This is a genomic window from Saccharopolyspora thermophila, from assembly GCF_014646075.1.
GTDB classification, from domain to species: domain Bacteria; phylum Actinomycetota; class Actinomycetes; order Mycobacteriales; family Pseudonocardiaceae; genus Saccharopolyspora; species Saccharopolyspora thermophila.
The window spans coordinates 708,402-734,605 of the sequence record NZ_BMMT01000001.1; the positions used below are offsets into that span (position 1 = coordinate 708,402).

Annotated in this window: 22 protein-coding genes and 3 pseudogenes; 14 read left to right on the forward strand and 11 right to left on the reverse strand. The window is 71.1% G+C overall.

Features of this window, described 5'->3' with window-relative positions:
* Positions 1-99 precede the first annotated feature (99 nt).
* Both rph and rdgB read left to right on the forward strand, forming a co-directional pair.
* Complete coding sequence (rph, locus tag IEY17_RS03170; protein WP_188985139.1) at positions 100-855, forward strand: ribonuclease PH; 756 nt, start codon at positions 100-102, stop codon at positions 853-855.
* Positions 852-1,457, forward strand: coding sequence for an RdgB/HAM1 family non-canonical purine NTP pyrophosphatase (gene rdgB / locus IEY17_RS03175; protein WP_188985141.1), 606 nt, complete (start codon positions 852-854; stop codon positions 1,455-1,457). Before rph ends, rdgB begins: the two co-directional genes overlap by 4 nt.
* A 44-nt stretch (positions 1,458-1,501) precedes the next feature.
* Here the strand turns inward: rdgB and IEY17_RS25730 are convergent, their stop codons facing one another.
* The 3 genes and pseudogenes from IEY17_RS25730 to IEY17_RS03185 form a co-directional block, all read right to left on the reverse strand.
* Positions 1,502-1,609, reverse strand: coding sequence for a DUF397 domain-containing protein (locus IEY17_RS25730; RefSeq protein WP_188985143.1), 108 nt, complete (start codon positions 1,607-1,609; stop codon positions 1,502-1,504).
* Between the two features lie 46 nt (positions 1,610-1,655).
* A pseudogene (locus tag IEY17_RS26005) lies at positions 1,656-1,814 on the reverse strand (Scr1 family TA system antitoxin-like transcriptional regulator); the annotation flags it as partial.
* A 39-nt stretch (positions 1,815-1,853) separates the two neighbouring features.
* The gene (locus IEY17_RS03185; RefSeq protein ID WP_188985145.1) at positions 1,854-2,501 is read right to left on the reverse strand and encodes a TetR/AcrR family transcriptional regulator; all 648 of its coding nucleotides are present in this window, start codon (positions 2,499-2,501) and stop codon (positions 1,854-1,856) included.
* 145 nt (positions 2,502-2,646) lie between these two features.
* Between IEY17_RS03185 and IEY17_RS03190 the strand changes: the two genes are divergently transcribed.
* The gene (locus IEY17_RS03190) at positions 2,647-3,276 is read left to right on the forward strand and encodes a DUF5701 family protein (protein WP_188985147.1); all 630 of its coding nucleotides are present in this window, start codon (positions 2,647-2,649) and stop codon (positions 3,274-3,276) included.
* Positions 3,277-3,323: 47 nt separating this feature from the next.
* Here the strand turns inward: IEY17_RS03190 and IEY17_RS03195 are convergent, their stop codons facing one another.
* Complete coding sequence (locus IEY17_RS03195) at positions 3,324-4,751, reverse strand: carotenoid oxygenase family protein (protein ID WP_188985149.1); 1,428 nt, start codon at positions 4,749-4,751, stop codon at positions 3,324-3,326.
* A 138-nt stretch (positions 4,752-4,889) separates the two neighbouring features.
* On the opposite strand from IEY17_RS03195, the gene IEY17_RS03200 reads away from it, so the two are divergent.
* The gene (locus IEY17_RS03200) at positions 4,890-5,648 is read left to right on the forward strand and encodes a sulfite exporter TauE/SafE family protein (RefSeq protein WP_188985151.1); all 759 of its coding nucleotides are present in this window, start codon (positions 4,890-4,892) and stop codon (positions 5,646-5,648) included.
* A 108-nt stretch (positions 5,649-5,756) separates the two neighbouring features.
* On the opposite strand, the gene bcp is transcribed toward IEY17_RS03200, so the two are convergent.
* Positions 5,757-6,230, reverse strand: a complete 474-nt coding sequence (gene bcp, locus IEY17_RS03205) for a thioredoxin-dependent thiol peroxidase (RefSeq protein ID WP_188985153.1) — start codon at positions 6,228-6,230, stop codon at positions 5,757-5,759.
* A gap of 45 nt (positions 6,231-6,275) precedes the next feature.
* Positions 6,276-6,434: a hypothetical protein gene (locus IEY17_RS03210; protein WP_188985155.1), complete on the reverse strand. Its 159-nt coding sequence runs from the start codon at positions 6,432-6,434 to the stop codon at positions 6,276-6,278.
* Positions 6,435-6,606: 172 nt separating this feature from the next.
* Here IEY17_RS03210 and IEY17_RS03215 point away from each other — a divergent pair, with 172 nt between their 5' ends.
* The 3 genes from IEY17_RS03215 (at position 6,607) to IEY17_RS03225 (ending at position 9,472) form a co-directional block, all read left to right on the forward strand.
* Positions 6,607-8,340 carry a pyruvate dehydrogenase gene (locus IEY17_RS03215; protein WP_188985157.1) on the forward strand — a complete coding sequence of 578 codons (1,734 nt, stop codon included), beginning with the start codon at positions 6,607-6,609 and terminating at the stop codon, positions 8,338-8,340.
* Positions 8,341-8,428: 88 nt separating this feature from the next.
* The gene (locus IEY17_RS03220; RefSeq protein WP_308423938.1) at positions 8,429-9,277 is read left to right on the forward strand and encodes a helix-turn-helix domain-containing protein; all 849 of its coding nucleotides are present in this window, start codon (positions 8,429-8,431) and stop codon (positions 9,275-9,277) included.
* Positions 9,278-9,472: a DUF397 domain-containing protein gene (locus IEY17_RS03225; protein WP_188985161.1), complete on the forward strand. Its 195-nt coding sequence runs from the start codon at positions 9,278-9,280 to the stop codon at positions 9,470-9,472.
* A 125-nt stretch (positions 9,473-9,597) separates the two neighbouring features.
* Here the strand turns inward: IEY17_RS03225 and IEY17_RS03230 are convergent, their stop codons facing one another.
* The 3 genes from IEY17_RS03230 to IEY17_RS03240 all read right to left on the reverse strand — a co-directional run bounded on the left by IEY17_RS03230 (position 9,598) and on the right by IEY17_RS03240 (position 13,217).
* Positions 9,598-11,094: a PH domain-containing protein gene (locus tag IEY17_RS03230; RefSeq protein ID WP_188985163.1), complete on the reverse strand. Its 1,497-nt coding sequence runs from the start codon at positions 11,092-11,094 to the stop codon at positions 9,598-9,600.
* Positions 11,091-11,633: a PH domain-containing protein gene (locus IEY17_RS03235; RefSeq protein ID WP_188985165.1), complete on the reverse strand. Its 543-nt coding sequence runs from the start codon at positions 11,631-11,633 to the stop codon at positions 11,091-11,093. Before IEY17_RS03235 ends, IEY17_RS03230 begins: the two co-directional genes overlap by 4 nt.
* 108 nt (positions 11,634-11,741) lie before the next feature.
* A complete protein-coding gene (locus tag IEY17_RS03240; RefSeq protein WP_188985167.1) occupies positions 11,742-13,217 on the reverse strand; it encodes a glycosyltransferase family 39 protein in 1,476 nt (491 codons plus the stop codon).
* Positions 13,218-13,415: 198 nt separating this feature from the next.
* Between IEY17_RS03240 and IEY17_RS03245 the strand changes: the two genes are divergently transcribed.
* The 3 genes from IEY17_RS03245 to IEY17_RS03255 all read left to right on the forward strand — a co-directional run bounded on the left by IEY17_RS03245 (position 13,416) and on the right by IEY17_RS03255 (position 16,826).
* Positions 13,416-14,675, forward strand: coding sequence for a sensor histidine kinase (locus IEY17_RS03245; RefSeq protein WP_229679792.1), 1,260 nt, complete (start codon positions 13,416-13,418; stop codon positions 14,673-14,675).
* Positions 14,668-15,327 carry a response regulator gene (locus tag IEY17_RS03250; RefSeq protein ID WP_188985171.1) on the forward strand — a complete coding sequence of 220 codons (660 nt, stop codon included), beginning with the start codon at positions 14,668-14,670 and terminating at the stop codon, positions 15,325-15,327. The genes IEY17_RS03245 and IEY17_RS03250 overlap by 8 nt, the downstream gene beginning before the upstream one ends.
* Before the next feature lie 689 nt (positions 15,328-16,016).
* Positions 16,017-16,826 carry a S1 family peptidase gene (locus tag IEY17_RS03255; protein ID WP_188985173.1) on the forward strand — a complete coding sequence of 270 codons (810 nt, stop codon included), beginning with the start codon at positions 16,017-16,019 and terminating at the stop codon, positions 16,824-16,826.
* A 153-nt stretch (positions 16,827-16,979) separates the two neighbouring features.
* On the opposite strand, the gene ileS is transcribed toward IEY17_RS03255, so the two are convergent.
* Positions 16,980-20,120, reverse strand: coding sequence for an isoleucine--tRNA ligase (gene ileS / locus IEY17_RS03260; RefSeq protein ID WP_188985175.1), 3,141 nt, complete (start codon positions 20,118-20,120; stop codon positions 16,980-16,982).
* A 62-nt stretch (positions 20,121-20,182) separates the two neighbouring features.
* Between ileS and IEY17_RS03265 the strand changes: the two are divergent.
* Positions 20,183-20,791 (forward strand): annotated as a pseudogene (locus IEY17_RS03265) (pseudouridine-5'-phosphate glycosidase); the annotation flags it as partial.
* A gap of 16 nt (positions 20,792-20,807) precedes the next feature.
* The gene (locus IEY17_RS03270; RefSeq protein ID WP_188985179.1) at positions 20,808-21,596 is read left to right on the forward strand and encodes an IclR family transcriptional regulator; all 789 of its coding nucleotides are present in this window, start codon (positions 20,808-20,810) and stop codon (positions 21,594-21,596) included.
* 45 nt (positions 21,597-21,641) lie between these two features.
* On the opposite strand, the pseudogene IEY17_RS03275 reads toward IEY17_RS03270, so the two are convergent.
* A pseudogene (locus tag IEY17_RS03275) lies at positions 21,642-22,067 on the reverse strand (dioxygenase family protein); the annotation flags it as partial.
* Positions 22,068-22,319: 252 nt separating this feature from the next.
* Here IEY17_RS03275 and IEY17_RS03280 point away from each other — a divergent pair.
* On the forward strand, positions 22,320-23,183 hold the full coding sequence (locus tag IEY17_RS03280) for a fumarylacetoacetate hydrolase family protein (protein WP_188985181.1): 864 nt from the start codon (positions 22,320-22,322) through the stop codon (positions 23,181-23,183).
* 171 nt (positions 23,184-23,354) lie between these two features.
* A complete protein-coding gene (locus tag IEY17_RS03285) occupies positions 23,355-26,198 on the forward strand; it encodes a penicillin acylase family protein (protein ID WP_188985183.1) in 2,844 nt (947 codons plus the stop codon).
* Positions 26,199-26,204 lie beyond the last annotated feature (6 nt).

Consider the following 26,204-nt stretch of genomic DNA (forward strand, 5'->3'; position numbering starts at 1 on the left):
CGGACGGCGGTTCCCGATCGACACCGCGGCCTGGGCACCTTGACACGATCTTGGGGTGCCCCTGACGAGCTGTTGGTCCGGCGGGCTTAGGGTTGGGGCGTGGCACGAGCTGACGGGCGGAGCGACGACGAGCTCCGAGAGGTGCGGATCACCCGCGGGTACCAGGACTGGCCGGCCGGTTCGGTGCTGGTGGAATTCGGCCGGACGCGGGTGCTGTGCGCGGCGACCGTCCAGGAGGGCGTGCCGCGCTGGCGGACCGGCTCGGGGCTGGGCTGGGTGACCGCCGAGTACGCGATGCTGCCGTCGTCCACCAACACCCGCAGCGCGCGGGAGTCGGTGAAGGGCCGCATCGGCGGGCGGACCCACGAGATCAGCCGGCTGATCGGCCGCTCGCTGCGGGCGTGCATCGACATGGCCGCGCTCGGCGAGAACACCATCACGATCGACTGCGACGTGATCCAGGCCGACGGCGGCACCCGCACCGCGGCGATCACCGGCGCCTACGTGGCGCTGGCCGACGCCGTGACGTGGCTGGGCGCGGCCGGGCGGCTGTCCGACCCGAAGCCGCTGTCCTGCTCGGTGGCGGCGGTCAGCGTGGGTGTGGTGGACGGCCGGGTGCGGCTGGACCTGCCCTACGAGGAGGACTCCCGCGCCGAGGTGGACATGAACGTGGTGGCCACCGACCACGGCACCCTCGTGGAGGTGCAGGGCACCGGCGAGGGCGCCACCTTCACCCGCTCGACCATGGACAAGATGATCGACTTCGCGTTGGCGGGCTGCGCGCGGCTCGCCGAGCTGCAGGCCGAGGCGCTGGCCGCGCCGTACCCGGGCGAGCTGCCGGGAAGTGCGGCATGACGCGGATCCTGCTGGCCACCCGGAACCAGAAGAAGCTGGTGGAACTGCGCCGCATCCTGGCCGCCGAGGGCGTCACCGGCGTGGAGGTCGTCGGCTTGGCGGACGTGCCGGAGTTCCCGGAGGCACCGGAAACGGGTGCCACGTTCGAGGAGAACGCGGTGGCCAAGGCGGCGGACGCGGCCAAGGCCACCGGCCTGCCCACGGTCGCCGACGACTCGGGCATCGAGGTGGACGCGCTCAACGGCATGCCGGGCGTGCTGTCGGCGCGCTGGGCGGGCCGGCACGGTGACGACCAGGCCAACCTCGACCTCGTCTTGGGCCAGCTGGCGGACGTCCCGGACGAGCGCCGAGGAGCGGCGTTCGTCTCGGCGGCGGCCCTGGTCCTCCCGGACGGCACCCAGACGGTGGTCCGAGGAGAGTGGCGCGGCACGGTGATCCGCGAGGCACGCGGCACCAACGGCTTCGGCTACGACCCGATCTTCGTCCCGGAGGGCGAGACCCGGACCAGCGCGGAACTGTCCCCGGAGGAGAAGGACGCGGACTCCCACCGAGGTCGAGCCCTGAGGCTGCTCCTCCCGGAGCTCCGCAAGCTCGCGGACTGAACCCAAACTTTTCGCGGCCCTTTGCGCATCGCGGGATGGTGGCGTCAGCCGTCGAGCGCGCCGTTCTTGACCGCGCGCAGGAACGCCTGCCACTGGGCAGGAGCGAGTGTCAAGCACCCACCATCGCGATCCCTGGTGTCCCGGATTCCCACACAGCGTCAAAGCCAATAGCGCTCCTGTGCGTTTGTGGATGAGCTCGAGCGTCGTCGCAGGATCTGCTGCATGCGCACGTAGATGTTCCATCATCAACGCGTAGTCGGATACGGCTTCGAGGTCTTCGACATAGAAGCCGCCGTGCTGGCTCTCGAGGTAGACGACATCGGCGTCCTCGGCGTCGCTGTAGCGGAGGATGGTCACCTGTCCCCGACCGGGACCTCGAAGGTCGCCACACTCTGGTCAGGCCACGGCGAAGTCGGCGAGGCCGGGTTCGAGGAGGTCGAAGGCGCGGGCCGCTTCGGGGGCCAGTGTCGCGGCGATCTCGTGGTTCGGGTGCCCGGCGAGGGTGAGTTCCTGGATGCGCTGGAACAGGGTGCGGTGCACGGCGCCCAGCAGGGCAGCGGCGGTGCGGACGGTGATGTCGGACGCGGGTTCGCCGACGGCGTCCGCGAGCGCGTCGGCCAGGGCTTGCTCGCGCTGGTCGTGCAGGGTGCGCAAGCAGGTCACCAGGGTGGGGCTCTCCGCGATCATGCGGCTGAACTCCAGGCCCGCGAACCCGGCGACCGGGTCCTGCTCGGCGATCGCGGCTTCGCAGGCGCGCCGCAGTGAGGACAGCGCGGACTCGCCGGGCTGGCGGGCGTCCACCGCGCGGGCCAGGGAGCTGACAAACTCGTCCTGGCGGTCGAAGACGAGGTCTTCCTTGCGGGCGAAGTAATTGGTCACGGTCTTCTTGGCAACGCGAGCGGCCTCGGCGATTTCCGCGATCGTCGTCCGCTCGAAGCCCTGCGCCAGAAACAGCTGCGTCGCGCGGTCGGAGATCAGCTGGCGCGTCTCCTGCTTCTTGGCCTCCCGCAGGCCCAGCGGAGCGGTGTCCGGCTCGGCGGTCAAGTTGACCTCCCACAGCGTGCGCGCGTTGACGCTTTCAGTAGTACGGGTACAATTTTACTACCGTCATAAGTTTCTGTTGAGGAGGGTCGTCGTGGCCGCCACCGCGCTCAGCTCCCCCGTCCCGACCTGCGAACCGAGGAGTTCCTTGACCACCTCCCTCCCGCCACTCGCCGCCCAGGCGGAGCACCTGATCGAGCTGGGCGTGCACGAGATCGCGCAGCTCTCCGCCGAAGACCTGCGCGCCTTCGCCGCGGACGCCGGTGACGGTGACGGGGCGCTGCTCGCCGTCCACCCGGACCGGGCGCCCGCGTCCGCGCTCGCGCCCCTGCTGCGCCACGGTGACAAGCCCGGCTTCGTCGTCACCGACATGCCCGACGTCGACCGCTTCGCCCCGACCGGCGTCGAGCTGCCCGACGCGCCGCTGTACGTCCTCGACGGCGTGGACCGGGGTGATCACCTGGCCAACTGGAGCCCGGCGGAAGCCCTGCCTGCGATCAGCGCGGCGCAGCGCTCACCGCTGCTGGTCACCGAAGGCATCCACTGGGTGCTCCAGCAACCGTCCGCGCTGGAGCGCAACCACTGCTTCATGACCATTGCGTCCCGGCTGCGCAAGGCCAACGGGTCCTTCGACTCCCGCACACCGGCCCTGTGGATCAGCAACGGCACGGGTCGCGACGGCAAGGAGCGCCGCAACGCGCCGAAGGTCGGCTGGTGCTGGTGGGGGAATCGCCACACCTGGCTCGGTTTCGCCTCCACCACGGGCCGCAGGGCGTAGGTGGACCGGGTCGTGGGGGCGCGACGGTGCCGCGCGCTCACGACCGCTCAGGTCCCGGTCGGGACCCAGTTGCCGTGGAAGCCGTTGGGGACGCGGTGGGGGATCTGGATCTCCGCCACCGTCTCCAGGGTTTCCGCATCCAGCAGTAGCAGGTCGCTGCGCTGCTCGGCCGCGGAGTAGCGCAGGCCCATCAGGACCCCGTCGTCCTCGGGTGAGTCCGGGGTGTGCGGCTCGAAGACGAACTCGCCGACCTGGTTGCCCGCGCCGAAGCTGCGGGTGAGCGTCTGGCCGGTCGCCAGGTCGTGCTTGTACAAGGTGTCCCCGCCGACCGAGTAGCCGTAGCGGTGCCGCTTGCCGACCAGGCGCTCGTCCACACGCGGGAACTCCTGCTCACGGTCGTCCAAGCGCTCCTCGCGGACCTCGCCGCGTCGGAAGTCCACCGTCCAGCGGTCCAGCGTCGGGGCGCCCTCGGACGGACCGCTGAGGTCGGCGTCGAAGACCTTCGCGTGCCGCACCACGTCCACAACCACGCCGTCCTCGGTGTCGTAGGCGTTGAGCGGGTGGAAGACGTAGCAGGGGCCGACGTCGAACCAGCGGACGTCGCGCGAGCCGCCGTTGCGCGGCATGACCCCGATCCGCGCCGGGTAGCGGGGGTTCCAGCGGTACGGGAAGCCCTGGTTGGCCGGGGTGAAGCGGGCCATCCGGGCGGAGATCGGGTCCGGGATGCGGATGCGGCCGATCAGCGCGGACAGCACGAGCTGGGCCGGGCGGCGCAGCCAGCTCGGCGCGATGGTCGCGGTGGCCTGCCGCGCGTCGAAGGTGACCGGGAGGTCGTAGAACACCACGTGCTTCTCGGTCAGCGAGAAGTCGTGCATCATCGGGCTGCCGCCGACCTCCACGTCCACCGTGCGCCGGGCCCGGCCGTCGGTGCCGATGACCGAGTACTGCACGGTGTTGCCGCGGCCGAAGAAGTACGAAACCGCGTGCAGCTCACCGGTTTCCGGGTCGCGCTTGGGGTGCGCGGTGTAGCCGCCCGGCAGCGTGCCGTCGAAGTCACACGGGCCGACGGTGTCGAGCTCGTCGGTCAGCTCGTAGTTCGCCGCGCCGCCCTCGACCAGGGCGAGCGTGCGACCGGCGTGGCCGATGACGTTGGTGTTCGCCCCGAGCAGGTCCAGGCCCGCGCGCGGGTTGCGGGGGCGGGGCCGCTCGCCGAGCGCGCGGCTGACGTGGGGTGAGCGGACCCAGCGGTTGCGGTACCACTCCGCGCGGCCGTCGCGGATCCGGATGCCGTGCACCATGCCGTCGCCCATGAACCAGTGGTAGGTGTCGGGGTCGATCTCGGCGCTCGGGTTCGGGCCGTTGCGCAGGTAGCGGCCGTCGAGGTGCTCCGGGATGTGGCCGATCACCGGCAGGTCCGTGCAGGTGTGCTCCTGCCTGACCGGTGCGTAGTTGCCTTGCGTGAACGGGTTGCTCATCGGGCTCCCCTCCGCGTTCGGTAACGGTGTTATGGAACCATAACGGTGTTATGGAATGCGGCGCAACCGTCCGTCCCGATGTGATACCGCTCGCCCCCGGGGCAATTCGGATTGTTGCGGGAGCTAACTTCGGGGGCCGTGTTCACCGAATGGTTCGAGCCGGTGCTGCTCGTCGTCGTCGGCTTCCTCTCCGGCGCGATCAACGCGGTGGCCGGGGGCGGCTCGCTGCTGGTCTTCCCGGCCCTGCTGGCCACCGGGATGTCGCCGCTGGTCGCCAACGTGACCAACGCGGTGGCGCAGGGGCCCGGGTTCGTCGGCGCCGCGATCAGCCAGCGCAGCGACCTCAACGGGGCCCGGCGGCGCGTGTGGCTGACCTCCGCCGCCGCGGTCGTCGGCTCGGCGCTGGGATGTGCACTGTTGATGGTCCTGCCAAGCGAGGTGTTCGACGCGGTGGTGCCCGCGCTGGTCGGGCTCTCCGCGGTGCTGATGGCCTTTCAGAACACCATCCGCGGGTGGCTCGGTACGCCCGCGCAGGACGCGCCGGACCGCACGGTGCTGCTGACCGTCGGGATCTTCCTCGCCTCCGTCTACGGCGGCTACTTTGGCGGAGCCCGCAGTGTCATCCTGATCGCGATCCTCGTGCTGGCCGCCACCGACACGATGCGCCGGTTGAACGCGCTCAAGAGCTGGCTGGGCATGATCGGCAGCGCGGTGACACTCGTCGTCTACGCGCTGATCGCTCCGGTGGACTGGATCGCGGTGCTGATGCTGGTGCCGACGACCGTGCTCGGCGGTTACGCGGGCGGCAAGGTCGCCCAGAAGCTCCCCGCGAACCTGCTGCGCTACCTCGTTGTGGTGATCGCCGCAGCCGTCGCGGTCTACCTGGTACTGGACTAGCGGCCCTGAACCGGGTGTCGGAAAACCCAGGTTCAGGCAGCTTTGACGGGGTTTGGGATGGGTGGGGGTGTGGTGGGGCACCGGCTGGGGCGGTGCCCGCTGGCCGCATCAGACCCCGAGATCCTTGCGGAGCCGGTCGACGTGGCCGGTGGCCTTCACGTTGTACAACGCCTGGGCGATCCTGCCCTCCGCGTCGACGACGAACGTCGAGCGGATCACGCCCTGCACGATTCTGCCGTAGTTCTTCTTCTCACCGAAGGCACCCCACGCCGTCATGACCGACTTGTCCTCGTCGGCCAGCAGCGGGAACGTCAACCCCTCGGCGTCGCGGAACTTCGCCAGCTTCGTCGGCGCGTCGGGGGAGATGCCGACGACGTCGAAGCCCGCGTCGTTGAACACCGCGAGGTTGTCCCGGAAGTCGCACGCCTCCCTGGTGCAGCCAGGGGTGCTCGCGGCCGGGTAGAAGTAGACCACCACCGAGCGGCCGCGGTAGTCGCTCAGCGAGACGGTGTTGCCGTCAGCGTCCGGTAGGGAGAACTCGGGTGCCTTGTCGCCGACCGAGAGACGGTTCTGTTCGCTCATGCACCCGACGCTAGCCGATGCCGCCCCGGTCAGCGGTGGCGCGGGTCATCCGCGCGGGTCCGCGGCGCTGGTCAACGGCGCCACCTGGCTGACCGGGTGGGCCGGCGAGCGGTCCGCCGTCGCGATGTAGCCGCCCAGCAGCAACCCGGCGACCGCCGAGGCGGTCAGGGCGAGCGCGCAGGTGGTGTAGAGGCGGACGGACACCGCGATTCCTTTCTCATAACACGTGTTTCGGCTGTGACACCGGCCTGATCGCCGGGTCCGCCCGATTCGTTACCGACGTCCACCGAAGGCCGCAGCGCGTCCCGAGTTGCGGGTCTCCAGGACCGCGCGTAGACGGGGGGTGGCCCTGCCACCGAAACGCGGAGGAGCACCCATGCCCACCGTCGCCGAGCAGTTCGTCGAGGTCCTGGTGCAGGCCGGGGTCCGCCGCATCTACGGGATCGTCGGCGACAGCCTCAACCCGGTCGTGGACGCCGTTCGCCGCACCGATGGCATCGAGTGGGTGCACGTGCGGCACGAGGAGACCGCCGCCTTCGCGGCCGGCGCCGAGGCGCAGCTGACCGGCCGGCTGGCGGTGTGCGCGGGCAGTTGTGGGCCGGGGAACCTGCATTTGATCAACGGTCTGTTCGACGCGCACCGCAGCGGGGCGCCGGTGCTGGCGTTGGCCTCGCACATCCCGTCCGAGCAGATCGGCACCGGCTTCTTCCAGGAGACCCACCCCGAGGAGCTGTTCACCGAATGCAGCCACTTCTGCGAGCTGCTGTCGCAGCCCGAGCAGATGCCGCGGCTGCTGCGCAGCGCGATCCAGACCGCCTCCGGCCGGCGCGGCGTCTCGGTGCTGGTGCTGCCCGGCGACATCGCGCACCGGCAGGCCACCCGGCCCACCGGGCAGGGGCTGGTGGAGTGCGAGCCGCCCACCGTGGTGCCCTCCCAGGACCAGGTCGACGCGCTGGCAGCGCGGTTGAACCGCGCCGAGCGCCCGATGTTGTTCTGCGGTGCCGGGACGCGCGGCGCGCATCGCGAGGTGATGGAGCTGGCCGGGCGGCTCAACGCGCCCGTCGGGCACGCGCTGCGCGGCAAAGAGTGGATCCAGTACGACAACCCGTTCGACGTCGGGATGAGCGGCCTGCTCGGTTACGGCGCCTGCTACGACGCGATGCACCGGGCCGACCTGGTCGTGCTGCTGGGCACCGACTTCCCGTACGACAACTTCCTGCCGCAGGCCAACACCGTGCAAATCGACATCGAACCCGCGCACCTGGGGCGGCGCACCGTGCTGGACCTGGCGGTGCACGGGGACGTGGCGGAGACGATCCGCGCGGTGCTGCCGCACGTCCCGCAGAAGACCGACCGGTCCTTCCTGGATCGGATGCTGCACGAGCACGCGGGCCAGTTGGAGCGCGTCGTCGACGCCTACACCCGCAACGTCGAGTCCCAGGTGCCGGTCCACCCCGAGTACGTCGCCGACGTGCTCGACGACCTTGCCGCCGACGATGCGGTGTTCACAGTGGACACCGGAATGTGCAACGTGTGGGCGGCCCGCTACATCACGCCGAACGGGCGGCGACGGGTGCTCGGATCCTTCGTGCACGGTTCGATGGCCAACGCGTTGCCGCAGGCCATCGGCGCGCAGATCGCCGACCCGGACCGGCAGGTGATCTCGATGTCCGGCGACGGCGGGCTGTCGATGCTGCTCGGTGACCTGCTCAGCCTCCGCACCCACCGGCTGCCGGTGAAGGTGGTGGTGTTCAACAACTCCTCGCTGGGCATGGTGAAGCTCGAGATGCTGGTCGACGGCCTGCCCGATCACGGCACCGATTACGACAGCGTCGACTTCGCCGCCCTCACGGCCGCCGCCGGGATCCACTCGGTGCGGGTGGAGAAGCCGGGCGACGTCCGCGACGCGCTGGCCGAGGCGCTCGGCCGACCGGGTCCGGCGCTGGTCGACGTGGTCACCGACCCGAACGCGCTGTCCATCCCGCCGCGGATCACCGGCGACCAGGTCAAGGGCTTCGCGCTGGCGGTCAGCCGGACGGTGCTGTCCGGCGGCGTCGGGAAGATGGTGCAGCTCGCCCGCAGCAACCTGCGCAACGTGCCGCGCCCCTGAACCGACGAGGGGTTGTTGCGCCGAACATCGCACTCTCCAAGGGTGATGGGGTGGTGACGCAGCGTCGACATCCATGGAGGATGGGCTCATGACAGTGAGTCCCACGGTGCGTCGTCGTCGCCTCGCCGCGGAGTTGCGCCGGCTGCGGGCCAAGGCGGAGGTCACGCAGCAGCAGGCCGCCAGCCACCTTGGCTGCACCCAGGCGAAGATCGGGCGCTTCGAAACCGCCAAACGCTCCCCGTCGGTCGGCGACGTCTCGGCGTTGCTGGACTTCTACGGCGTGGACGGGGCCGAACGGGAGCAGCTGATCAACCTCGCGCGCGACGCACGCAAACGGGGGTGGTGGCACTCCTACAGCGACGTGCTGCCGGAATGGTACGAGACCTACGTGGGGCTGGAAGCCGAAGCGTCGTCGATCCACACCTACGAGTCCGAAGCGATTCCAGGACTGCTCCAAACACGTGAATATGCCTATGCGCTCACGAAAGCGACTCTCATCAGAGCGGACGACTCGGAAATAAGCCGCCGGGTCGACCTGCGAATCCAGCGCCAGCAACGGGTCACCGGCCCGAACCCGCTGGAGTTGTGGGCGGTCGTGGGGGAAGCTGCCCTGCGTCGGCGCGTCGGCGGGAACGGAGTGCTCCGGCGGCAGCTGGAGCACCTGCTCAAACTCGTCGAACTGCCGCACGTCACGCTACAGGTGATGCCCCTGGACGCGGGCGCACATCCGGCGCAGGCCGGACCTTTCGTGATCCTGCGTTACTCCAACCACATTGACCCGGACGTGGTTTATCTGGAAACGCATGTGGGAGGGCTTTACCTCGAAAGGGAGATCGAGCTGTCGAACTACGTCATGATGATGGACCATTTACGGGCGCATGCGGTAGATCCGGACGGTTCAGTTCAACTCATCCAACAACGCATAGGAGAGCTGTAGATGGCACACATCACCGGCTGGCGCACCAGCACCCGGACCCAGGGGCAGGGCCAGTGCGTCGAGGTCGGCTTCGGGGTCGACTGCGTCGGGGTTCGCGACACCAAGAACCGGGCCGCCGGGCACATCACCGTCGCCCCGCAGCGCTGGCGCGAGTTCGTCCGCCACCTCAAGCGGGGCTGCTTCGACGACGCCTGACGGAAAGCGCGGACCGGGCCGGAGGCGGCTGGTCCGGCGCCGCGTGCCGTCGCTCTCCCACACATCCGGTCCGCGCCATCGACGCGTGGCTCCGCTCTCCGGGGCGGAGCCACCGCCCGCCGGACTCAGTGCCGTTCCAGGAACGGCCCGAGCAGATTCGGCACCGCCTGTTCGGCCAGTGCCAGCCCCTCTCCGACGGCCACGTCCTTCACCGGGTAGCAACTGCTCCCGGCGGCCGTGGTCGCCGTGACGTTCGCCAGCCCCGACCGCCGTTGGAACACGGTTTGGGTGATCCGCCAGCCGATGATCCCGCTGCGGTGCAGCGCGGCCGTGCGTCGGACTCCCGTGCCCGATCTCGTGATCAGGTACTCGTCGGTGAGGCCGTGCCCCAGGTTGCGGTACGCGTCCACCGCGAACGCGCACGCGACGAGGACGGCGACCCCACCCGCGGACACCGCCAGCCAGGTCGGCACCCAACCGAGGACGTCCAGCACCACCACCGCGGCCACGGCCGGGGCCGCGCAGCCGAGAGCCCAGGTGGTGCGGCGCCGCAGGGCCGCTCGCGGGTGGCGGCGCAGCGGGGTGCCGGTCGGCGGCTGCGGTTCCCGCAACACCGCCGCGGCCACCCGGTCCACCTCGGCGCGGGGCGCGGGCGGCAGCAGCGTCTTGTTCTCCGGCTGGTGGTCCTCCCGGCTCCTGCTCAGACCCGTGGCGATGGCGTTGAGCCGGGCGGCTCCCGCCCAGCGCAGCAGCATAGGTTCGGCGATCTCGACCCCGCGCAGGCGCCGCTGCTCCAGCGAGATCGACCTGGTGGTGAGCAGACCGCGCCGCACCCGCAGAGTGCCGCCGCGCTCGCGGGACAGGCGGAAGCCCCACCACATCTCTACCGACAGCGCCATGGCCCCGCCGACGCCGACCAGCAGCAGGGCAGCGGTGCCGACGCCGACGGCCAACACCGGCGCTGCGGTGGCGGCGTCCGCGACGGCCCGGAAGACGCCCATGGCGTCGAGGAGTTCGGTGAAGGACCCGACCGCGGACCCCAGCGCGCCCCACACGATCAGCACCAGCGACAGGGTCAGCGCGGAGTAGCCGAACCACGCCGGGCGCAGCCGCGCCAGTGTGCTCTCGGCCTCGGTCGCGCCCTGCCGGTGGGTGTCCACAGTGGGCGCGTCGCCGAACAGCAGCTCCTGGCGGAGGGTTTCGGCGTGGTGGCGAGCGATCGCGTCGAGCTTGAGCTCGGCACCGTCCCCGGCCTGGCCGCCGGTGCCGACCTTCACCACGGCGATCCGGAACAGCCGGTGGCCGGGGTCGGCGGTGAGGTCGACGCTGCGGATCCGGTCGCGCGGGATCGAGCGGTGGCTGCGGGTCAGGTTGCCGCGGCGCAGTTCGAAGCGCTCCGCAGTGATCCGGTACCGGGTGAACCACCAGCCGACCGCGGTCAGTCCGGCGATCACCAGCCCGCCGGCCACCCAGATCAGCGAGGTGATCAGTGCGACCTGGACCTTGCCGGACAGCAGCATCACCCCGACCGTCGGCACCATCGGCGCCATCACCAGGGTGCTGACGGCCGCGATCGTCCTCGGGTCCAGGCGGTGCCACTGCCCGTCGATGACGGTGCTCATGTCGCGTCCCCCGGGGTGGCCTGGGTGACCGCGGTGAGCTGCTCGACGACGGCCACCGCGACCTCCCGGTCCAGGCCGGCGATGGTCAGCGGTCCGGCGGCCGACGCGGTGGTGACGGTGACGCTGGCGAGGTTGAACAACTGCTGCAGCGGCCCGCGCACGGTGTCCACGGTCTGGATGCGCGACATCGGCGCCACCCGCCATTCCTGGCGTAGCCACCCGGCGGCGGTGTAGACGGCGTCCTCGGTGGTTTCCCAGCGGTGCACCCGGTACCGCCACTGCGGCATCACCAGCACGTACGGGATGCCTGCCACGGCGACCGCGGCCAGCCCCAGCAGGAGCCAGAACCGGGCCGAGGGCAGCAGCACCGCCAGCACCGCGAGCGCGACCAGCGGGGGGACGACGAGCAGCAGCGCCTGCGTCGTCCACCAGCCGATGGCGCGGCGCTCGACGCGGTGGCGTGGGGGCCGGAGGCGGAGCTCGCCGGTGTGCGGGTTCGGTGGTGGGGTGGCCACTGTCGGCACCTCTCTGTCGCGCATCGCCGGCGCCATTGTGGCAGTGCGCTCGGCGGGCAGGGAGCGAGTCGGTTGGTGTGGCGGCACCCGGAGTGCCGCGGGTCGCGGGGGAAGCCGGTTGCTCATGACGCCTCACAGGGACTGCAGGCTCGGCCAGATCTCCGCCCAGGAGCCCTGGCGACCGGTACACAGGAAGACCGGAACCTGACCGAAACCGACCTGGCGGACGTCGGCGAACCGTTCGCGCAGCGCCGACGGATCGGTCCCGACGAACAGCACCGTGTCGGCCTGCTCCGGCGGGGGACCGAAGTAGCCGTAGCCGCGGTGCGGGCTGTAGACCTCGCCGTACGGCGGCTGCGGCAGCCCGACCTCCAGCATCGAGGCCACGATGTAGCTGTCACCGACGACTGCGGTCCGCGCCCGTTGCTCCGGCGGCAGAGACAGGTACGCGACCGAGGTGTCGCTGGCCATCGAGTTCGCCGTGGGGACCCCGAACATCGATGTGGTCATCGTGGAGGCCCACAGCATGTACCCTGCGGCGGCGGTCGAGAGCGCGAACACGGGCCAGGCTGTCCAGCGCAGGCGGGTGCGTCGCGTCTCGCGGCGTCGTTGCAGGCCCAGGACGCCGGCCGCGGTCGCGACGCCGTACAGCCCGATGAGGTAGTACGGGCGAGCGGCCGTGGCGACGAAGAACCCGTACAGCAGGACGGTCGTGACCGCGAAGAACCGGTATGTGCGTAACTCCGGTGAGCGCAGCAGCCGCCACAAGCCGATCAGCAGCAGCGCGGAGCCCGCGACTCCCGCGTAGATCACCAGCGAGAGCGCGGTGCCGCTGCGTCCCCCGGACAGCATCGGCGACTCGCTTGCCACGACGGCACCCATCTTCAGCTGCGGCCACCCGTGCAGGGCCTGCCAGATCAGGGTGGGTGCGGCGATCACCAGCGCGATGCCCGCACCGCCCCAGAGCATCGGACGGCGCAGGATGTCGCGCGGGCCGACCAGCAGGACACTGATCAGCAGCGCCACGCACAGAATGGCTACCTGGAACTTCACCTGCATGGTCACGCCGACGCCCACGCCGAACAGCAGCAGCAACCGGTCGTCGGCCCGCCCGAGCGCGCGGAACCGCACCCAGCGCACCAGCAGCCAGGTGAGCACCAGCCACAGGGCCGGTTCGAACGTGTAGGGCGCCACCCAGTGCCCGACGAAGGCCATCCACAGGCCGGTGGCGCCCGCGCCCGCAGCGATGACCTGGGCGCGGCGGTCGCCGCCGAACTCGCGGGCCAGCAGCGCGGTCAGCACCACGATGGCGGCGGTGGCCAGGGCGGCGGGCAGCCGCAGGACGACCAGCGAGCCGGGCGCGAGCCGGTCCATCGCCGCCGCCAGCAGCGGCACCAGGGGCGGCTGGTCGACGTACCCCCAGTCCGGGTGGAACTTCCCGGCCGCCAGCATGTACGCCTCGTCGATCCAGAAGCCGCCCAGCGGAGCGACGGCGACGTGCGCGGCGGCGACGAGGCCGGCGACGGTGAACACCGGCCACTTCGCCAGCGGCGCGATGTCGGGCCTGGTCGGCGGCGGTGATTCCGGGCTGAGCACAGCGGAGTTCATGGTTTCCCCCAGCGGTCGGTTGGGTGGGCGCTTCCATTGAATCCGCGATGATCAGCTCCGGGCCACGGCGCTTGGTAGGGCGTACGCCCGACGAAAGTTGACGCCGCCCAGCCGATATGCAACTTTCGTCGACTCCGCCCCCGCCGAGCGGTGGTTTCCGCGCCGGTCAGCGCACCCGGGGTGGCTACCGTGTTCCCCGTGAAGCGCCCGCTCTGGCGGCTGTTGTGGAACTCCCGGCGGGAGGCCGCGTTCGACGTGTGTCTCGTGATCGGGTTGCACCTGCTCGGCCGCGTGCTGTCGAACCTGTACCCCACGGACACCCCGACCGAGGTGTACGACTGGGTCGGTGGGCTGTGGCTCAACGACCTCATCCAGCACGGCCTGGACCTGGCGCTGCTCCTGCGGCGGCGCTTCCCGGTGGCGCTCATGACGGTCGTGACCGCGGTGTCACTCGCGCAGGTGCTGCTGATCGAGTTCGGCCCCGGCCCGCTGCTGGCCATCAACCAGAGCGACGACCCGTGGCTCCCGGGAATCACGCCGTGGTACGTCTACGCTGCGGTCGTCTACACCCAGGGGCGCACGTGGCAGTTCTTCAGCTGGGACCTGATCGCCATCGTCTCGGTGCTGGCGGTGCGACCGTGGGACCAGCCGAGCGGCGACGCGATCGTCGCCGGTGTGCTCTGGACCGTGTTCCCCGCACTTCTCGGGTTGTACGTGGCCGCCCGTCGAAGGCTGGTGCAGGCGCTGCGGGAACGCGCCGAGCGGGCCGAGCGGGAGCAGGACCTGCTCGCCGAGCAGGCCAGGGCGGAGGAGCGGGCGAGGCTCGCCGCCGAGATGCACGACGTCGTGACACACCGGGTGAGCCTGATGGTCCTGCAGGCGGGGGCGCTCGGGGTGGCCGCCAACGACCCGGAAATCCGGCGGGCGGCGGAAGAACTGCGGACCAGCGGGTGCCAGGCGCTGGAGGAGCTGCGGGACCTGGTCGGGGTGCTGCGGCGCGGTACGGCGGACGAGGAGGCCCGCGCGGAGGCCCCGCTGACCGAGGTCCCGGACCTGACCGACCTGATCGGCCAGTCCGAAGCGGTGGGCGTGCCGGTCGACTTCGCGGTGGAGGGCGATCCGGCGCAGGTGTCCGCGGCCGTCGGCCGGACCGCCTACCGGGTGGTGCAGGAGGCGCTGACGAACGTGCACAAGCACGCCTTCGGCGCCCGGGTGAGTGTGCGCGTCGTCCACAGCGACGACCGGCTGCGGCTGGTCGTCCGCAACACCGCGCCGCCGGGCCGGGCCGACGCGGACCTGGCGACCAGCGGGTCCGGGTCGGGGTTGCTGGGCCTGCAGCAGCGGGTGGAGCTGGTCGGCGGGTCCTTGTACGCGGCGGCCACGTCCGAGGGCGGGTTCGAGGTCGATGTGATACTTCCCGCGTACGTGCCCACCGAGGAGGCGGTCGTCGATGGGTGATCCGATCCGGGTCGTCGTGGTGGACGACGAGCCGATGGTCTGCGCGCACCTGCGGACGATTCTGGGCTCGGCCGAGGACATCGAGGTGGTCGACGACGCGCAGGACGGCGCGGCGGCGGTGGAGTGCGTGGTGCGGCACCGCCCGCGCGTGGTGCTGATGGACCTGCGCATGCCCGGGGTGGACGGGCTCACGGCCATCGAGCGGATCTGCACGCTGCCCGACCCGCCGGCCGTGGTGGCGCTGACGACGTTCGACGCCGACAGGTACGTGCTGCGGGCGTTGCGCGCCGGTGCAGCCGGGTTCCTGGTGAAGTCGACGCCGCCGGAGGACCTGATCGGTCTGGTGCGGGTCGCCGCGGACGGGCACACGGTGCTGTCGGCGGAGGCGAAGAAGCGCCTGCTGGCCGCGTCCGCCGCCGAGCAGAGCGCGCGGCAGCGGGCCGTGGAGCTGGTGCGGGACCTCACCGACCGGGAGGTCGAGGTGCTCGCGTGCCTGGGGCAGGGCATGTCGAACGCGCAGATCGCGGCCCGCCTGTACCTGTCGGAGGCGACGGTGAAGAGCTACGTGTCGCGGATGCTGGTGAAGCTGTCGTGCGCGAACCGCCTCCAGGCGGGGCTGCTGGCCTACGACGCGGGACTCGTACCGAAGTAGGCCGGGCGGCTCGCGCGCCGAGCTGAGGGCGGTTGCGTCGCCACCTGCGGGGTGCGGCGCGCCCTGCTCCGGTCGGCGCGGGGCACCGGGGGCGAAGATCAACCGTTCGGCGGTGTGCTGGTGGGTGGGAACGGGGTTAGGCCGACCAGTTGAACGATCAATCGGGTGAGCTGGTCCGATTGGGTCTGGAATATTCCACCGATGATTCGGTAGACCAGTGCTGGCGCGTTCGGATCGCGGCAGTCGGGGCCGCGGAACGCGCCGGTGCCGCCGGTTCGGGGACCGGTGGCGCGAGCCGGTCGGAGGGGTCCGGCCGTGGTTGGAGGTGTCCCCGGCGCAATCGGGGTGCGCCGGGGACACTTCCCCGCTCCCGCCGCCTGGCGCATTCGCGACACGACAGGTGTCCGCTCAGGACGGACACCAATCGCCCGTGCCGTCGTGGCGGCACCGCCGCTTTCCCTTCCACAGCACCGAAATCGCCCTCACGTCCCCGTCGGCGAACTCCTTGGCGACGCGCGAACTTTCTGCTGTACTGGTGAAAAACGGAAAATACGGGTGCTTTTCCGGTCGGCGCGGCCGCGGATATCGTTCCGGGCGAGTTCGTCGCTGTGCCTAACCACCCGGCGGGAGGCAGGCCGCCGGGCCCAGGGCGCGCAGCGGCCAGGTTCCCTGGGACAAGGAGAAGCACGATGGTCGAGACCCCACGTCGCCTCGTCCGGTTCGCCGGTGTCGCGGCGATCGCCGTCGCCGCGTTGACCACGGCGTCGGTCGCGCAGGCGCAGCCCGCGCCGCCGTCGGACGTCGAACCGTACATCGTCGGCGGCGAGGATGCCGACATCAAGGACCACCCGTTCGTCGTGGCCCTGGTGTCCCCGAGCGGCCAGCAGTTCTGCGGCGGCACCCTGGTTGCACCGACCAAGGTGGTCACGGCCGCGCACTGCACGGTCAATGCGCAGCCTGCCGACATCAACGTGGTCAGCGGCCGGACGGTGATGAGCTCGCAGGAGGGCACCGTCTCGAAGGTCACCGACATCTGGGTGCACCCTGAGTACCAGGACGCGACCGAAGGCTTCGACGTCTCGGTGCTGACGCTGCAGGCGCCGGTGCAGGAGGCGCCGATCGAGCTGGCCAAGGCCGACGACCCGGGCTACGCCCCGGACAGCCAGGCCACCATCCTCGGCTGGGGTAACACCTCCGAGGGCGGCCAGCAGGCCGATCACCTGCAGAAGGCCACCGTGCCGGTGACCTCCGACGAGACCTGCTCCGGCGCGTACCAGGAGTACAACAAGGACGCGATGGTCTGCGCCGGGCTGCCGGAAGGCGGCGTGGACACCTGCCAGGGCGACTCCGGTGGTCCGATGGTGGTGGACAACAAGCTGATCGGCGTCACGTCGTGGGGCGAGGGCTGTGCCCGCCCGGGCAAGCCGGGTGTCTACGCCCGCGTCGGCTCCTACTACGACGTCCTGATGGAGCAGATCGGTTCCAGCAGCACCGAATGACCGCGGTGCACCCCCGGATTCCGGTCTGACTTCCAGGGAGTCGGCGAGTCGACCCCCAGGGAACACCGCAGCCGGACTCCAGGGCGTGCCTGGACGTTCACGATGGCCGCGAGCGGGAGCACCGCTCGCGGCCGTGTCGTTCTGTGTGGCCGGTCAGATCCGGCGCAGCCACACCCGCAGGTCGAGTTCCGGGTCGGTGTGCTCACTGGAATCCGCCTGCGGTTCGGAGGTTTCGGCGATGTCCGGGGCCAGCACGGCGGTGGCGATGTCGGAGCCGTGCGCCAGCAGCGCCTCGCGCACCTCGCCGGTGGTACGCCAGCGCAGCGCGATGCGGTCCGCCACGTCCAGGCCGTCGCGCTTGCGGCACTCCTGCACGAAGCGCACCACCTCCCGGGCCAGCCCGGCCTGCCGCAGCTGCGGGGTGATCGCGGTGTCCAGCGCGATCGTGACGTCGTGCTGCGACTCCATGACCCAGCCGGTGCGCGGCACCTCGCTGACGACCACCTCGTCGGGGCTGATCGCGATCCGCTCGCCCGCCAGGTTCACTTCGGCGCTGCCGGTCGCGCGCAGTGCCCGCACCAGCGTCGCCGGATCCGCCGCGCTGACTGCCGCTGCGGCCTGCTGGGTGTGCTTGCCGAACCTGCGCCCCAGGGCGCGGAAGTTCGGCTTCACCGACACGTCCAGCACTGCACCGGCCGACGAGAGCGGATCGATGCGCCGCACGTTGAGCTCGTCGGCGAGCTCGGCGAGCAGGTCCGCAGGAAGCGCCACCCCGGTCGGCAGGCCCACCAGCGCACGCCCCAGCGGCTGCCGGACCCGGATGCCGCTGGCGTGCCGCGCCGCCCGCCCCGCCTCGGCGAGCCGCCGCACGACGTCCACCTGGGACAGCAGCGCCTCGTCCACCAGCGAAAGGTCCGCCTGCGGCCAGAGCGCCAGATGCACCGATTCGGCGGCGTCGGGGGAACCGGGACGTACGGCGTCCTGCCACACCTGCTCGGTGATGAACGGCACGAACGGCGCCAGTAGCCGAGTCAGCACGTCGAGGCACTCGTGGAGCGTGGTCAGCGCGTCGCGGTCGCCGTCCCAGAAGCGCTGCCGGGACCGGCGGACGTACCAGTTCGACAAATCGTCGACGAACTCCGCCAGCGCCCGCCCCGCTCCGGCGGTGTCGTAGTCCTCCAGGCGCGCGTCGACCCGCGTGGCGAGCAGGTTGACCAGCGCGAGCACCCAGCGGTCCAGCACGGGCCGCCGCGCGGGCGGGGCGGCGTCGGCCGGGATCCAGTCCACCAGGCTCGCGTACCGGGTGAAGAACGACGCGGTGTTCCAGTACGTCAGGAGCACCTTGCGCACGATGCCCTGCAGCGGGCCGTGCCCCACGCGGCGCGCTGACCACGGCGAACCGGAGCACAGCATGAACCACCGCAGCGCGTCCGCGCCGTGCTGCTCCATCAGCGGCAGCGGCTCCAGCACGTTCCCCAGGTGTTTGCTCATCTTCCGGCCGTCCTCGGCCACGATGTGCCCCAGGCACACCACGTTCTCGTAGGCGGAGCGGTCGAACAGCAGCGTGCCGACCGCCATCAGGGTGTAGAACCAGCCGCGGGTCTGGTCGATGGCCTCGCAGATGTACTGCGCCGGGTAGTCGCGGGCCAGCTCCGCGACGCTGCCCGGGGCGTGCGGGTAGCCGAGCTGGGCGAACGGCATCGAGCCCGAGTCGAACCAGGCGTCGACCACCTCAGGTACGCGCCGCGCCGGGAGGCCGCAGGACGGGCAGGTGAAGGTGATCTCGTCGAGGTGCGGCCGGTGCGGGTCGAGGTCGGTCAGGTCCCGGCCGACGAGCTCGCCCAGTTCGGCGCGGGAGCTGACGGCGGTGACATGGCCGTCGGGGCAGCGCCACAGCGGCAGCGGCGTCCCCCAGTACCGCGACCGCGACAACGCCCAGTCGACGTTGTTGGCCAGCCAGTCGCCGTAGCGGCCGTGCTTGACGTGCGCCGGGTACCAGTTCGTCCGCTCGTTCTCGCGCCGCAGCGCGTCGCGGATCTGCGTGGTCCGGATGTACCAGGAGAGCTGGGCGTGGTACATCAGCGGCGTGTGGCAGCGCCAGCAGTGCGGGTACGGATGCTCGAAAGTGCTGTAGCGCAACAACAACCCACGGTGCTGGAGATCGCCGATCAGCACGGCGTCGGCATCCTTGAAGAACATGCCGCGAACCAGGTCGACGTCGTCGCCGAACCGGCCGGAGCTGGTGATCGGGTTCACCACCGGTAGGTTGTTTGCCCGGCAGACGGCCAGGTCGTCGGCGCCGAACGCCGGTGCCAGGTGCACCAGCCCGGTCCCATCGTCGGTCGAGACGAAGTCGGCGAGCACCACCCGGTGCGCGTCCGGGATGTCGACCAGGTCGAACGGCCGCCGGTACCGCAGTCCGGCCAGCTCGGTGCCCGGCGCGGTGGCCAGCACCTCGACGTCGTCGCCGAGCACCTCGCCCACCAGCGGCTCGGCCACCACGAACGTGCCGCGCACCGTGCGCACGACGCAGTAGGGCACCTGCGGGTGCACCGCCACCGCGGTGTTGGACACCAGCGTCCACGGCGTTGTCGTCCACACCAGCAGGTCGACGCCGTGGTGCCCGGCGAGGAGACCGTCCACCGGGAACCGCACGTACGCGGACGGGTCGTGCACGTTCACGTAGCCCTGCGCCACCTCGTGGTCGGACAGGGTCGTCTCGTCGCGCGGGCAGTAGGGCGCCACGCGGTAGTCCTGCACCAGCAGCCCGCTGTCGAAGATCCGCGTCAGCGCCCACCACACGCTGTCGACGTAGCCGGGCGACATCGTCCAGTACGCCGCCGGCAGGTCGATCCAGTGGCCCATCCGCCGGGTGACCGCCTCGAACTCTGCGACGTGGCGCCGCACCGACTCGCGACAGCGGGCGTTGAACTCCGCCACCCCGATGCGCTCGATGTCGCGCTTGCCGCTGATGCCCAACTCGCGCTCCACGGCCAGCTCCACCGGCAGGCCGTGGCAGTCCCAGCCCGCGCGGCGCGGCACAAAGTGGCCTTTCATGGTCCGGTACCGCGGGAACACGTCCTTGAACACCCGCGCCTCGACGTGGTGGGTGCCCGGGGTGCCGTTGGCCGTGGGCGGGCCCTCGTAGTACACCCAGCGGGGGCCGTTCGCGGTCTGCGCGAGGCTACGCTCGAACACCTCGCGGACCCGCCACCACTCGATGATGCGCCGCTCCGCGGCGGGCAGGTCGATCGTCGGCGCGAGCGGGCGAAACGGCGTCCCCGACTGCTCCATCCCCCTATGCTCACACTTCAGCGGCGCCCGGACCGGGTGGATCTCGCGGGAGGTGCGATGTCGCCACCGGCGGTATCGGCGGCATGCACCGGGGTGCGGCGGAGACCTTTGACGAGTCGGCCGACCTGGTGACCCTCGTGGTGACGCCGCTGGTGGTGGTCAGCGCCGGGGCGAAGTCCCATGTGGACGTCGGTGCGACGCTGGAGCGGCTGGAAACGCTGAACATCCCGGTGCTCGGCTACCGCACCCGGCGCTTCCCGGGGTTCTACGTGGCCGACTCCGGGCACGCGGTGGAACACTGCGCCGACTCCTCGGCGGAGGTGGCCGCAGCGGTCGCCGCGCGGGACGCGCTCGGCCTGCGCGCCGCGCTGCTGGTCGCCAACCCCGTCCCGGTGGCCGACCATCTCGATTCGCAGGTGCACGACCGGACGCTGGCCGAGGCGCTGGAGCAGGTGCGTGAGCAGGGCATCGCGGGCCACGACCTCACGCCGTTCCTGCTCGACCGGATCCGCCGTGCCACCGGGGGCCGCAGCCTGGCCGTCAACATCGCGGTGTACCGGAACAACAACATCGCCGTGGCCACCGACATCGCCCACGCTCGCCGCGAGCTGAGCGAGCTGAGCGTCGCGCTCACGGCCGCTGTACTGTTCAGTAGGTCGCGAGGCGAGTAGCGGAAGGAAGTGCGCGGTGAAGGCGGAGTCGGCCACTGCTGAGCAGGCGGGCAGCGGGCAGAACGTGGTCAAGTCCGCCGACCGCGCGCTGGTGATCCTGGAGCTGCTGTCGCGCGGGCGGCATCGCCTCAGCGACATCGCCGAGACGCTGCGGCTGCCGCTGTCCAGCGTGCACGGGCTGCTCGGCACCCTGGTGCACCGCGGCTTCGCCGAGTTCGACCAGACCACCCGCACCTACGGGCTGGGGCTGAAGGCGTGGACCGTCGGGCAGGGTTACACCGGGCACCGCGACATCGTCGGGCTGGCGCTGCCGCTGATGGAGCAGCTCGCGCAACGGACCGGCGAGACCGTGCAGCTGTCCCGGCTCGACGGCACCGAGAACGTCTACATCGCCATCGCGGAGTCGCCGCAGCCGATGAAGCTGGTGTCCGCGGTGGGCATGCGGTTGCCCGCGCACGCCGTCGGGCTCGGCAAGGTGCTGCTGTCCGGGCTGTCCGACGACGAGCTGCGGCGCCGGTATCGGGGCGTGCAGCTGGAGCGATTCACGGAGAACACCGTGACCGACCTCGACGCCCTGTTCGCCGAGGTCGCGCAGACCCGGGAACGCGGTTACGGGGTGGACGACGAGGAGTACATCATCGGCTGCCGCTGCGTGGCGATGCCGATCCGCGACCACTCCGGGGAGGTGGTCGCCGCCATGTCGGTGTCCGCGCCGACGCCGCGGTGCGGCCCGGACTGGACCGATGAGACCCGCGTTCCGCTGTCCGAAGTGGTGGCCGCCGTGGAGCAGCAGCTCCGCCGCTGAGCACGCGGGCGCACGACACAACGCCGACCGGTGCCTGGGTAAGCGTCAGCCGAACTGGACGGAGCGTTTGGCCAGGCCCCACCAGAAACCGTCGATGGCGACCCGTTGGCGGTCGAGGTCGTCACCGGCGGCGCCGAGGGTGACGAACAGCGGTGCGAAGTGCTCGGTGCGGGGGTGCGCCAGCCGCCCGGCCGGGGCCTTGCGCTGGAAGTCCAGCAACGCGTCCACGTCGCGGGCCGCCAGGGCCTCCCGACCCCAGTCGTCGAACTCCACCGACCAGCTCGGCGTGCGCTCGGCACGCAGGGCGGACAGGTTGTGGGTGAAGAACCCGCTGCCCACGATCAGCACGCCCTCGTCGCGCAGCGGGCGCAGCGTCTCGCCCAGCCGCATCAGGCGCTCGGGCTCGAGGGTGGGCATGGAGATCTGCAGCACCGGCACGTCCGCCTCGGGGTACATCTCCATCCTCTTGACCGGGTTGTCGTCGCCCTGATGGAATTCAGTACATCGAACAGACTTCATGTATGTGAAGGAACGGTGCGCACAGGTGAGTTACGGTCCGGGGCGATCTCACGATCCTCGTCCAGCCGGGCCGCCCGTGAGACCCCTTGCTCGCCGAACCGGATTCGTGGAAGGTCGTAGGGCTGTTCACGCCGCCCTGGTCACGACCCGGCCGCAACCAGCGCGGCGCGGCGGCAGTCGCGCCAGTGACGACGAAGGAGTGAGATGAGGTTTCTGAGGTTGGGCCCCCTCGGGGCGGAACGACCGCACGTGGCAGACGACCAGGGCCGGCTGTTCGATCTGACCCCGATCACCACCGACATCGACGGTGCGTTCCTCGCCGGTGACGGCATCCAGCGGGCCCGCGCGGCGCTGGCCGCCGGCGAACTCCCCGCGGTGGACGACCCCGGCGACGGCACCGGGCTCCGGGTGGGCGCACCGATCGCGCGCCCCATGGCGGTGCTGTGCATCGGCCAGAACTACGCCGCGCACGCGGCCGAGTCCGGGTCGGCGCCGCCGGAGGTGCCGATCCTGTTCTTCAAGCACCCCAACACGATCGTCGGCCCCCACGACGAGGTGCTGGTGCCGCGCGGGGCGGAGCGCGTCGACTGGGAGGTCGAGCTCGGCGTGGTGATCGGCCGCCGGGCCCGCTACCTGGACAGCGTCGAGCAGGCGCTGGACTGCGTCGCCGGGTACGTGGTGTCCAACGACGTCTCGGAGCGGGCGTTCCAGATCGAGCAGTCCGGCGGCCAGTGGTCCAAGGGCAAGTGCTGCGAGACGTTCAACCCGGTCGGCCCGTGGCTGGTCCCGGCCGACGAGGTGGCCGACCCACAGGCGCTGCGGCTGCGCTCCTGGGTCAACGGCGAACTGCGGCAGGACTCCAGCACCGCGGACATGATCTTCGGCGTGGGCGAGATCATCCGGCACCTGTCGCAGTACATGACGCTGGAGCCGGGCGATGTGGTCAACACCGGAACCCCGGAGGGCGTGGCGCTGTCCGGCCGCTTCCCGTACCTGGCCGCCGGGGACGTGGTGGAGCTGGAGATCGACGGCCTCGGCCGCCAGCGGCAGCAGCTCAGGCCGGCCTGATCGCGCGGAACGGCCCGGCACCGCCAATGCCTGGCGGTGCCGGGCCGTTCTCCTGGTGTCATCGTCGTCGATCGCTGGGCCGTTCGGGGAAACCAAACGTGAAGTCCTTTCGCTTTTGCTGCCAGGTGGCTAGCGTCCGCAGTCGGCGACGCCCCCACGAGAGGACCTGGCATGCCGCGACGTCCCCGCATCCTGGCCGCGCTCAGCGCCGCGGCCGTCGTCGGATCGCTGCTGGCCGCGCCGGTTTCGGCGGCCGATCCGGTCCCCGTCCCCGAACCGGCCCCGGACTACTGCCGCAAGCAGTGTCACCACGTCCTGCCACCCGGCCAGAACGGCAACGCCACCTTCGCCGACCTCGTCGCGCACCTGCTGCTGGGCACCCGGCCGGCGCACTCCGACGACCAGCTCGCGAAGTACGACCGGCTCGCCACCAGGTACCCGGAGCTGACCATCGGCATCATCCAGGAGTTCTTCAACGACAACTCCTTCGGCGTGCGCCCCGACGACGTCGAGCGGATCTACCGGCCCCGCGAGGACGTCACCATCGTGCGGGACCGGACCGCCGGAATCCCGCACATCTACGGCACCACCCGCTCCGGCACCACCTTCGGCGCCGGTTACGCGACCGCCGAAAACAAGCTGTTCCTGATGGACGTCATGCGGCGGGCCGGTCGTGGCGAGGTCACCCCGTTCGCCGGCGGCGCGCCCGCGAACCGCGAGCTGGAGCAGCGCTTCTTCGCCGCGTCCCCGTACACCGAACAGGAGCTCCAGCAGCAGATCGACGCCGTCGCGCGCCTGGGGGAGCGCGGCGCGCAGGCCCTCACGGACGCGCAGTCCTACGTGGAAGGCATCAACGCCTACATCGAGCAGGCGCACCGCGGGCGCTTCTTCCCCGGCGAGTACGTGGCCACCGGGCACGTCGACCCGATCACCAACGAGGGCCGCATCGAGCCGTTCCGGCTCACCGACCTGGTGGTGCTCGCCTCGCTGGTCGGCGCCCAGTTCGGCGGGGGCGGCGGCAACGAGGTGGCGAACGCCATCGCGCGGATGGCGCTGCATGAGCGCTTCGGCCCCGAGCGCGGCGAGCAGGTCTGGCACGCCTTCCGCGCCGAGAACGACCCCGAGGCCATCACTACGGTCCATGATGGACGGACATTCGAGTACGGCACCGCGCCGGCGAACCCGCAGGGCGTGGTGCTGCCCGACCCCGGCTCGGTGAGCCCGCAGCAGGTGGTCTTCGACCCCACCGGATCGGCCGCCGAACCCGCCGAACCCGACACCCAGCCCGAGTCCGTCAACCCGCGCCCGGCCACGGACGACCCGGTGGAGAGCCTGCGCGGCATGTTCGACGACGGCGTGGTGCCCACCGGAATGGGGCAGCCCGGCGGCATGTCCAACGCGCTGGTCGTCTCCGGAGCGCACACCGATAGCGGCCACCCGGTCGCCGTCTTCGGTCCCCAGACCGGCTACTTCTCCCCGCAACTGCTGACCCTGCAGGAGCTGCAGGGGCCCGGCATCTCCGCCAAGGGTGCCTCGTTCGCCGGGCTGAGCTTCTACACGCTGCTCGGTCGCGGCCCGGACTACGCGTGGAGCGCCACCACCGCCGCGCAGGACATCATCGACACCTACGCGGTCGAACTCTGCGAACCCGACGGGCAACCGGCCACGAAGAACTCGAACCACTACCGGTTCCGCGGCGAGTGCCTGCCCATGCAGACCGTGGAGCGGCGCAACGCCTGGCAGCCCAACCTCGGTGACGACACCCCGGCGGGCTCCTACCGGCTGGTGTCCTTCCGCACCCGCTACGGCCCGGTGACCCACCGGGCGACCGTCGGCGGCAGGCCGGTGGCCTTCACCACCGCCCGCGCCACGTTCCTGCACGAGGTCGACTCCATCATCGGGTTCCAGAAGTTCAACGACCCCGCCGCGATCACCTCCGCGACGGACTTCCAACGCGCCGCGCACGACATCAACTACACCTTCAACTGGTTCTACGTCGACGCCGACGACACCGCATACTTCAACTCCGGCGCGAACGTGCTGCGCCAACCCGTCGTCGACCCGAGCATGCCGATCGCCTCCGACCCGGCGTACGAGTGGCAGGGCTGGAACCCGGCGACCAACACCGCCACCTACGTGCCCTTCAGGGAGCATCCGCAGTCGATCAACCAGGACTACTACATCAGCTGGAACAACAAGCAGGCCCCGGGAACCGCGGGGGACAAGCTGGAGAAGAGCGCCGTGCAGCGCGGCGACCTGCTGGACGGCCGCGTCGCCGAGCACATCGCCGCCGGCGGCACGTTCACCCGCGTGACGCTGACCCGGGCGATGGCCGAGGCGGGCGTCACCGACCTGCGCGCCGAACGCGTGCTGCCGGACCTGCTGCGGCTGATCGACACCCAGCCGGTCGACGACCCGCGGACCGCGGCGCTGGTCGGCGAACTGCGCGCCTGGCTCGCCGACGGCGGCCGGCGGGTGGAGACCGAGCCGGGCAGCCGCGAATACGCGCACGCCTCGGCGATCGAGCTGATGGACGCGTGGTGGCCGCTGCTGGTGCGCGGCGAGTTCGAGCCCTCGCTGGGCGCCCCGGCCTACCAGGCGCTGACCGACGTCATGCAGATCAACGAGTCACCGTCCGGCTGGCAGAACGGCGAACCCGGCCTGCACGTCGGCCAGGGCCACCAGGGCTCGGCGTTCCAGTTCGGCTGGTACGGCCAGGTGTCCAAGGACATCCGCGGCGTGCTGGGCGAGCCGGTGCCCGGCGGGTTCGGTGAACCGCTGTGCGGCGGCGGTGACGCGGCGACCTGCCGGCGGATGCTGCTGGACACGCTGGCGCAGGCGGCGGCGACCCCGGCGGAGCAGACCTACCCGGGCGACGCCGACTGCGCGGCGGGCGACCAGTGGTGCGCGGACGCGATCCTGCAGACGAAGATCGGCGGCATCAGCCAGAACAAGATCAGCTGGCAGAACCGCCCCACGTACCAGCAGGTCGTCGAGTTCCCGGCCCATCGCTGACACCGG

Coding starts and splice junctions, on each gene's coding strand:
- ileS (WP_188985175.1), bottom strand. CDS start 20,120: ATGGAGCAGTCGGGGACGCCGTTTCGCCCGCTCGCGCCGACGATCGAC.
- bcp (WP_188985153.1), bottom strand. CDS start 6,230: ATGAGCGAACAGAACCGTCTCTCGGTCGGCGACAAGGCACCCGAGTTC.
- IEY17_RS03195 (WP_188985149.1), bottom strand. CDS start 4,751: ATGAGCAACCCGTTCACGCAAGGCAACTACGCACCGGTCAGGCAGGAG.
- IEY17_RS03230 (WP_188985163.1), bottom strand. CDS start 11,094: ATGAGCACCGTCATCGACGGGCAGTGGCACCGCCTGGACCCGAGGACG.
- IEY17_RS03215 (WP_188985157.1), top strand. CDS start 6,607: ATGCCCACCGTCGCCGAGCAGTTCGTCGAGGTCCTGGTGCAGGCCGGG.
- IEY17_RS03250 (WP_188985171.1), top strand. CDS start 14,668: ATGGGTGATCCGATCCGGGTCGTCGTGGTGGACGACGAGCCGATGGTC.
- IEY17_RS03225 (WP_188985161.1), top strand. CDS start 9,278: ATGGCACACATCACCGGCTGGCGCACCAGCACCCGGACCCAGGGGCAG.
- IEY17_RS03255 (WP_188985173.1), top strand. CDS start 16,017: ATGGTCGAGACCCCACGTCGCCTCGTCCGGTTCGCCGGTGTCGCGGCG.
- rdgB (WP_188985141.1), top strand. CDS start 852: ATGACGCGGATCCTGCTGGCCACCCGGAACCAGAAGAAGCTGGTGGAA.
- IEY17_RS03235 (WP_188985165.1), bottom strand. CDS start 11,633: ATGCGCGACAGAGAGGTGCCGACAGTGGCCACCCCACCACCGAACCCG.
- IEY17_RS03280 (WP_188985181.1), top strand. CDS start 22,320: ATGAGGTTTCTGAGGTTGGGCCCCCTCGGGGCGGAACGACCGCACGTG.
- IEY17_RS03285 (WP_188985183.1), top strand. CDS start 23,355: ATGCCGCGACGTCCCCGCATCCTGGCCGCGCTCAGCGCCGCGGCCGTC.
- IEY17_RS03240 (WP_188985167.1), bottom strand. CDS start 13,217: ATGAACTCCGCTGTGCTCAGCCCGGAATCACCGCCGCCGACCAGGCCC.
- IEY17_RS03220 (WP_308423938.1), top strand. CDS start 8,429: ATGACAGTGAGTCCCACGGTGCGTCGTCGTCGCCTCGCCGCGGAGTTG.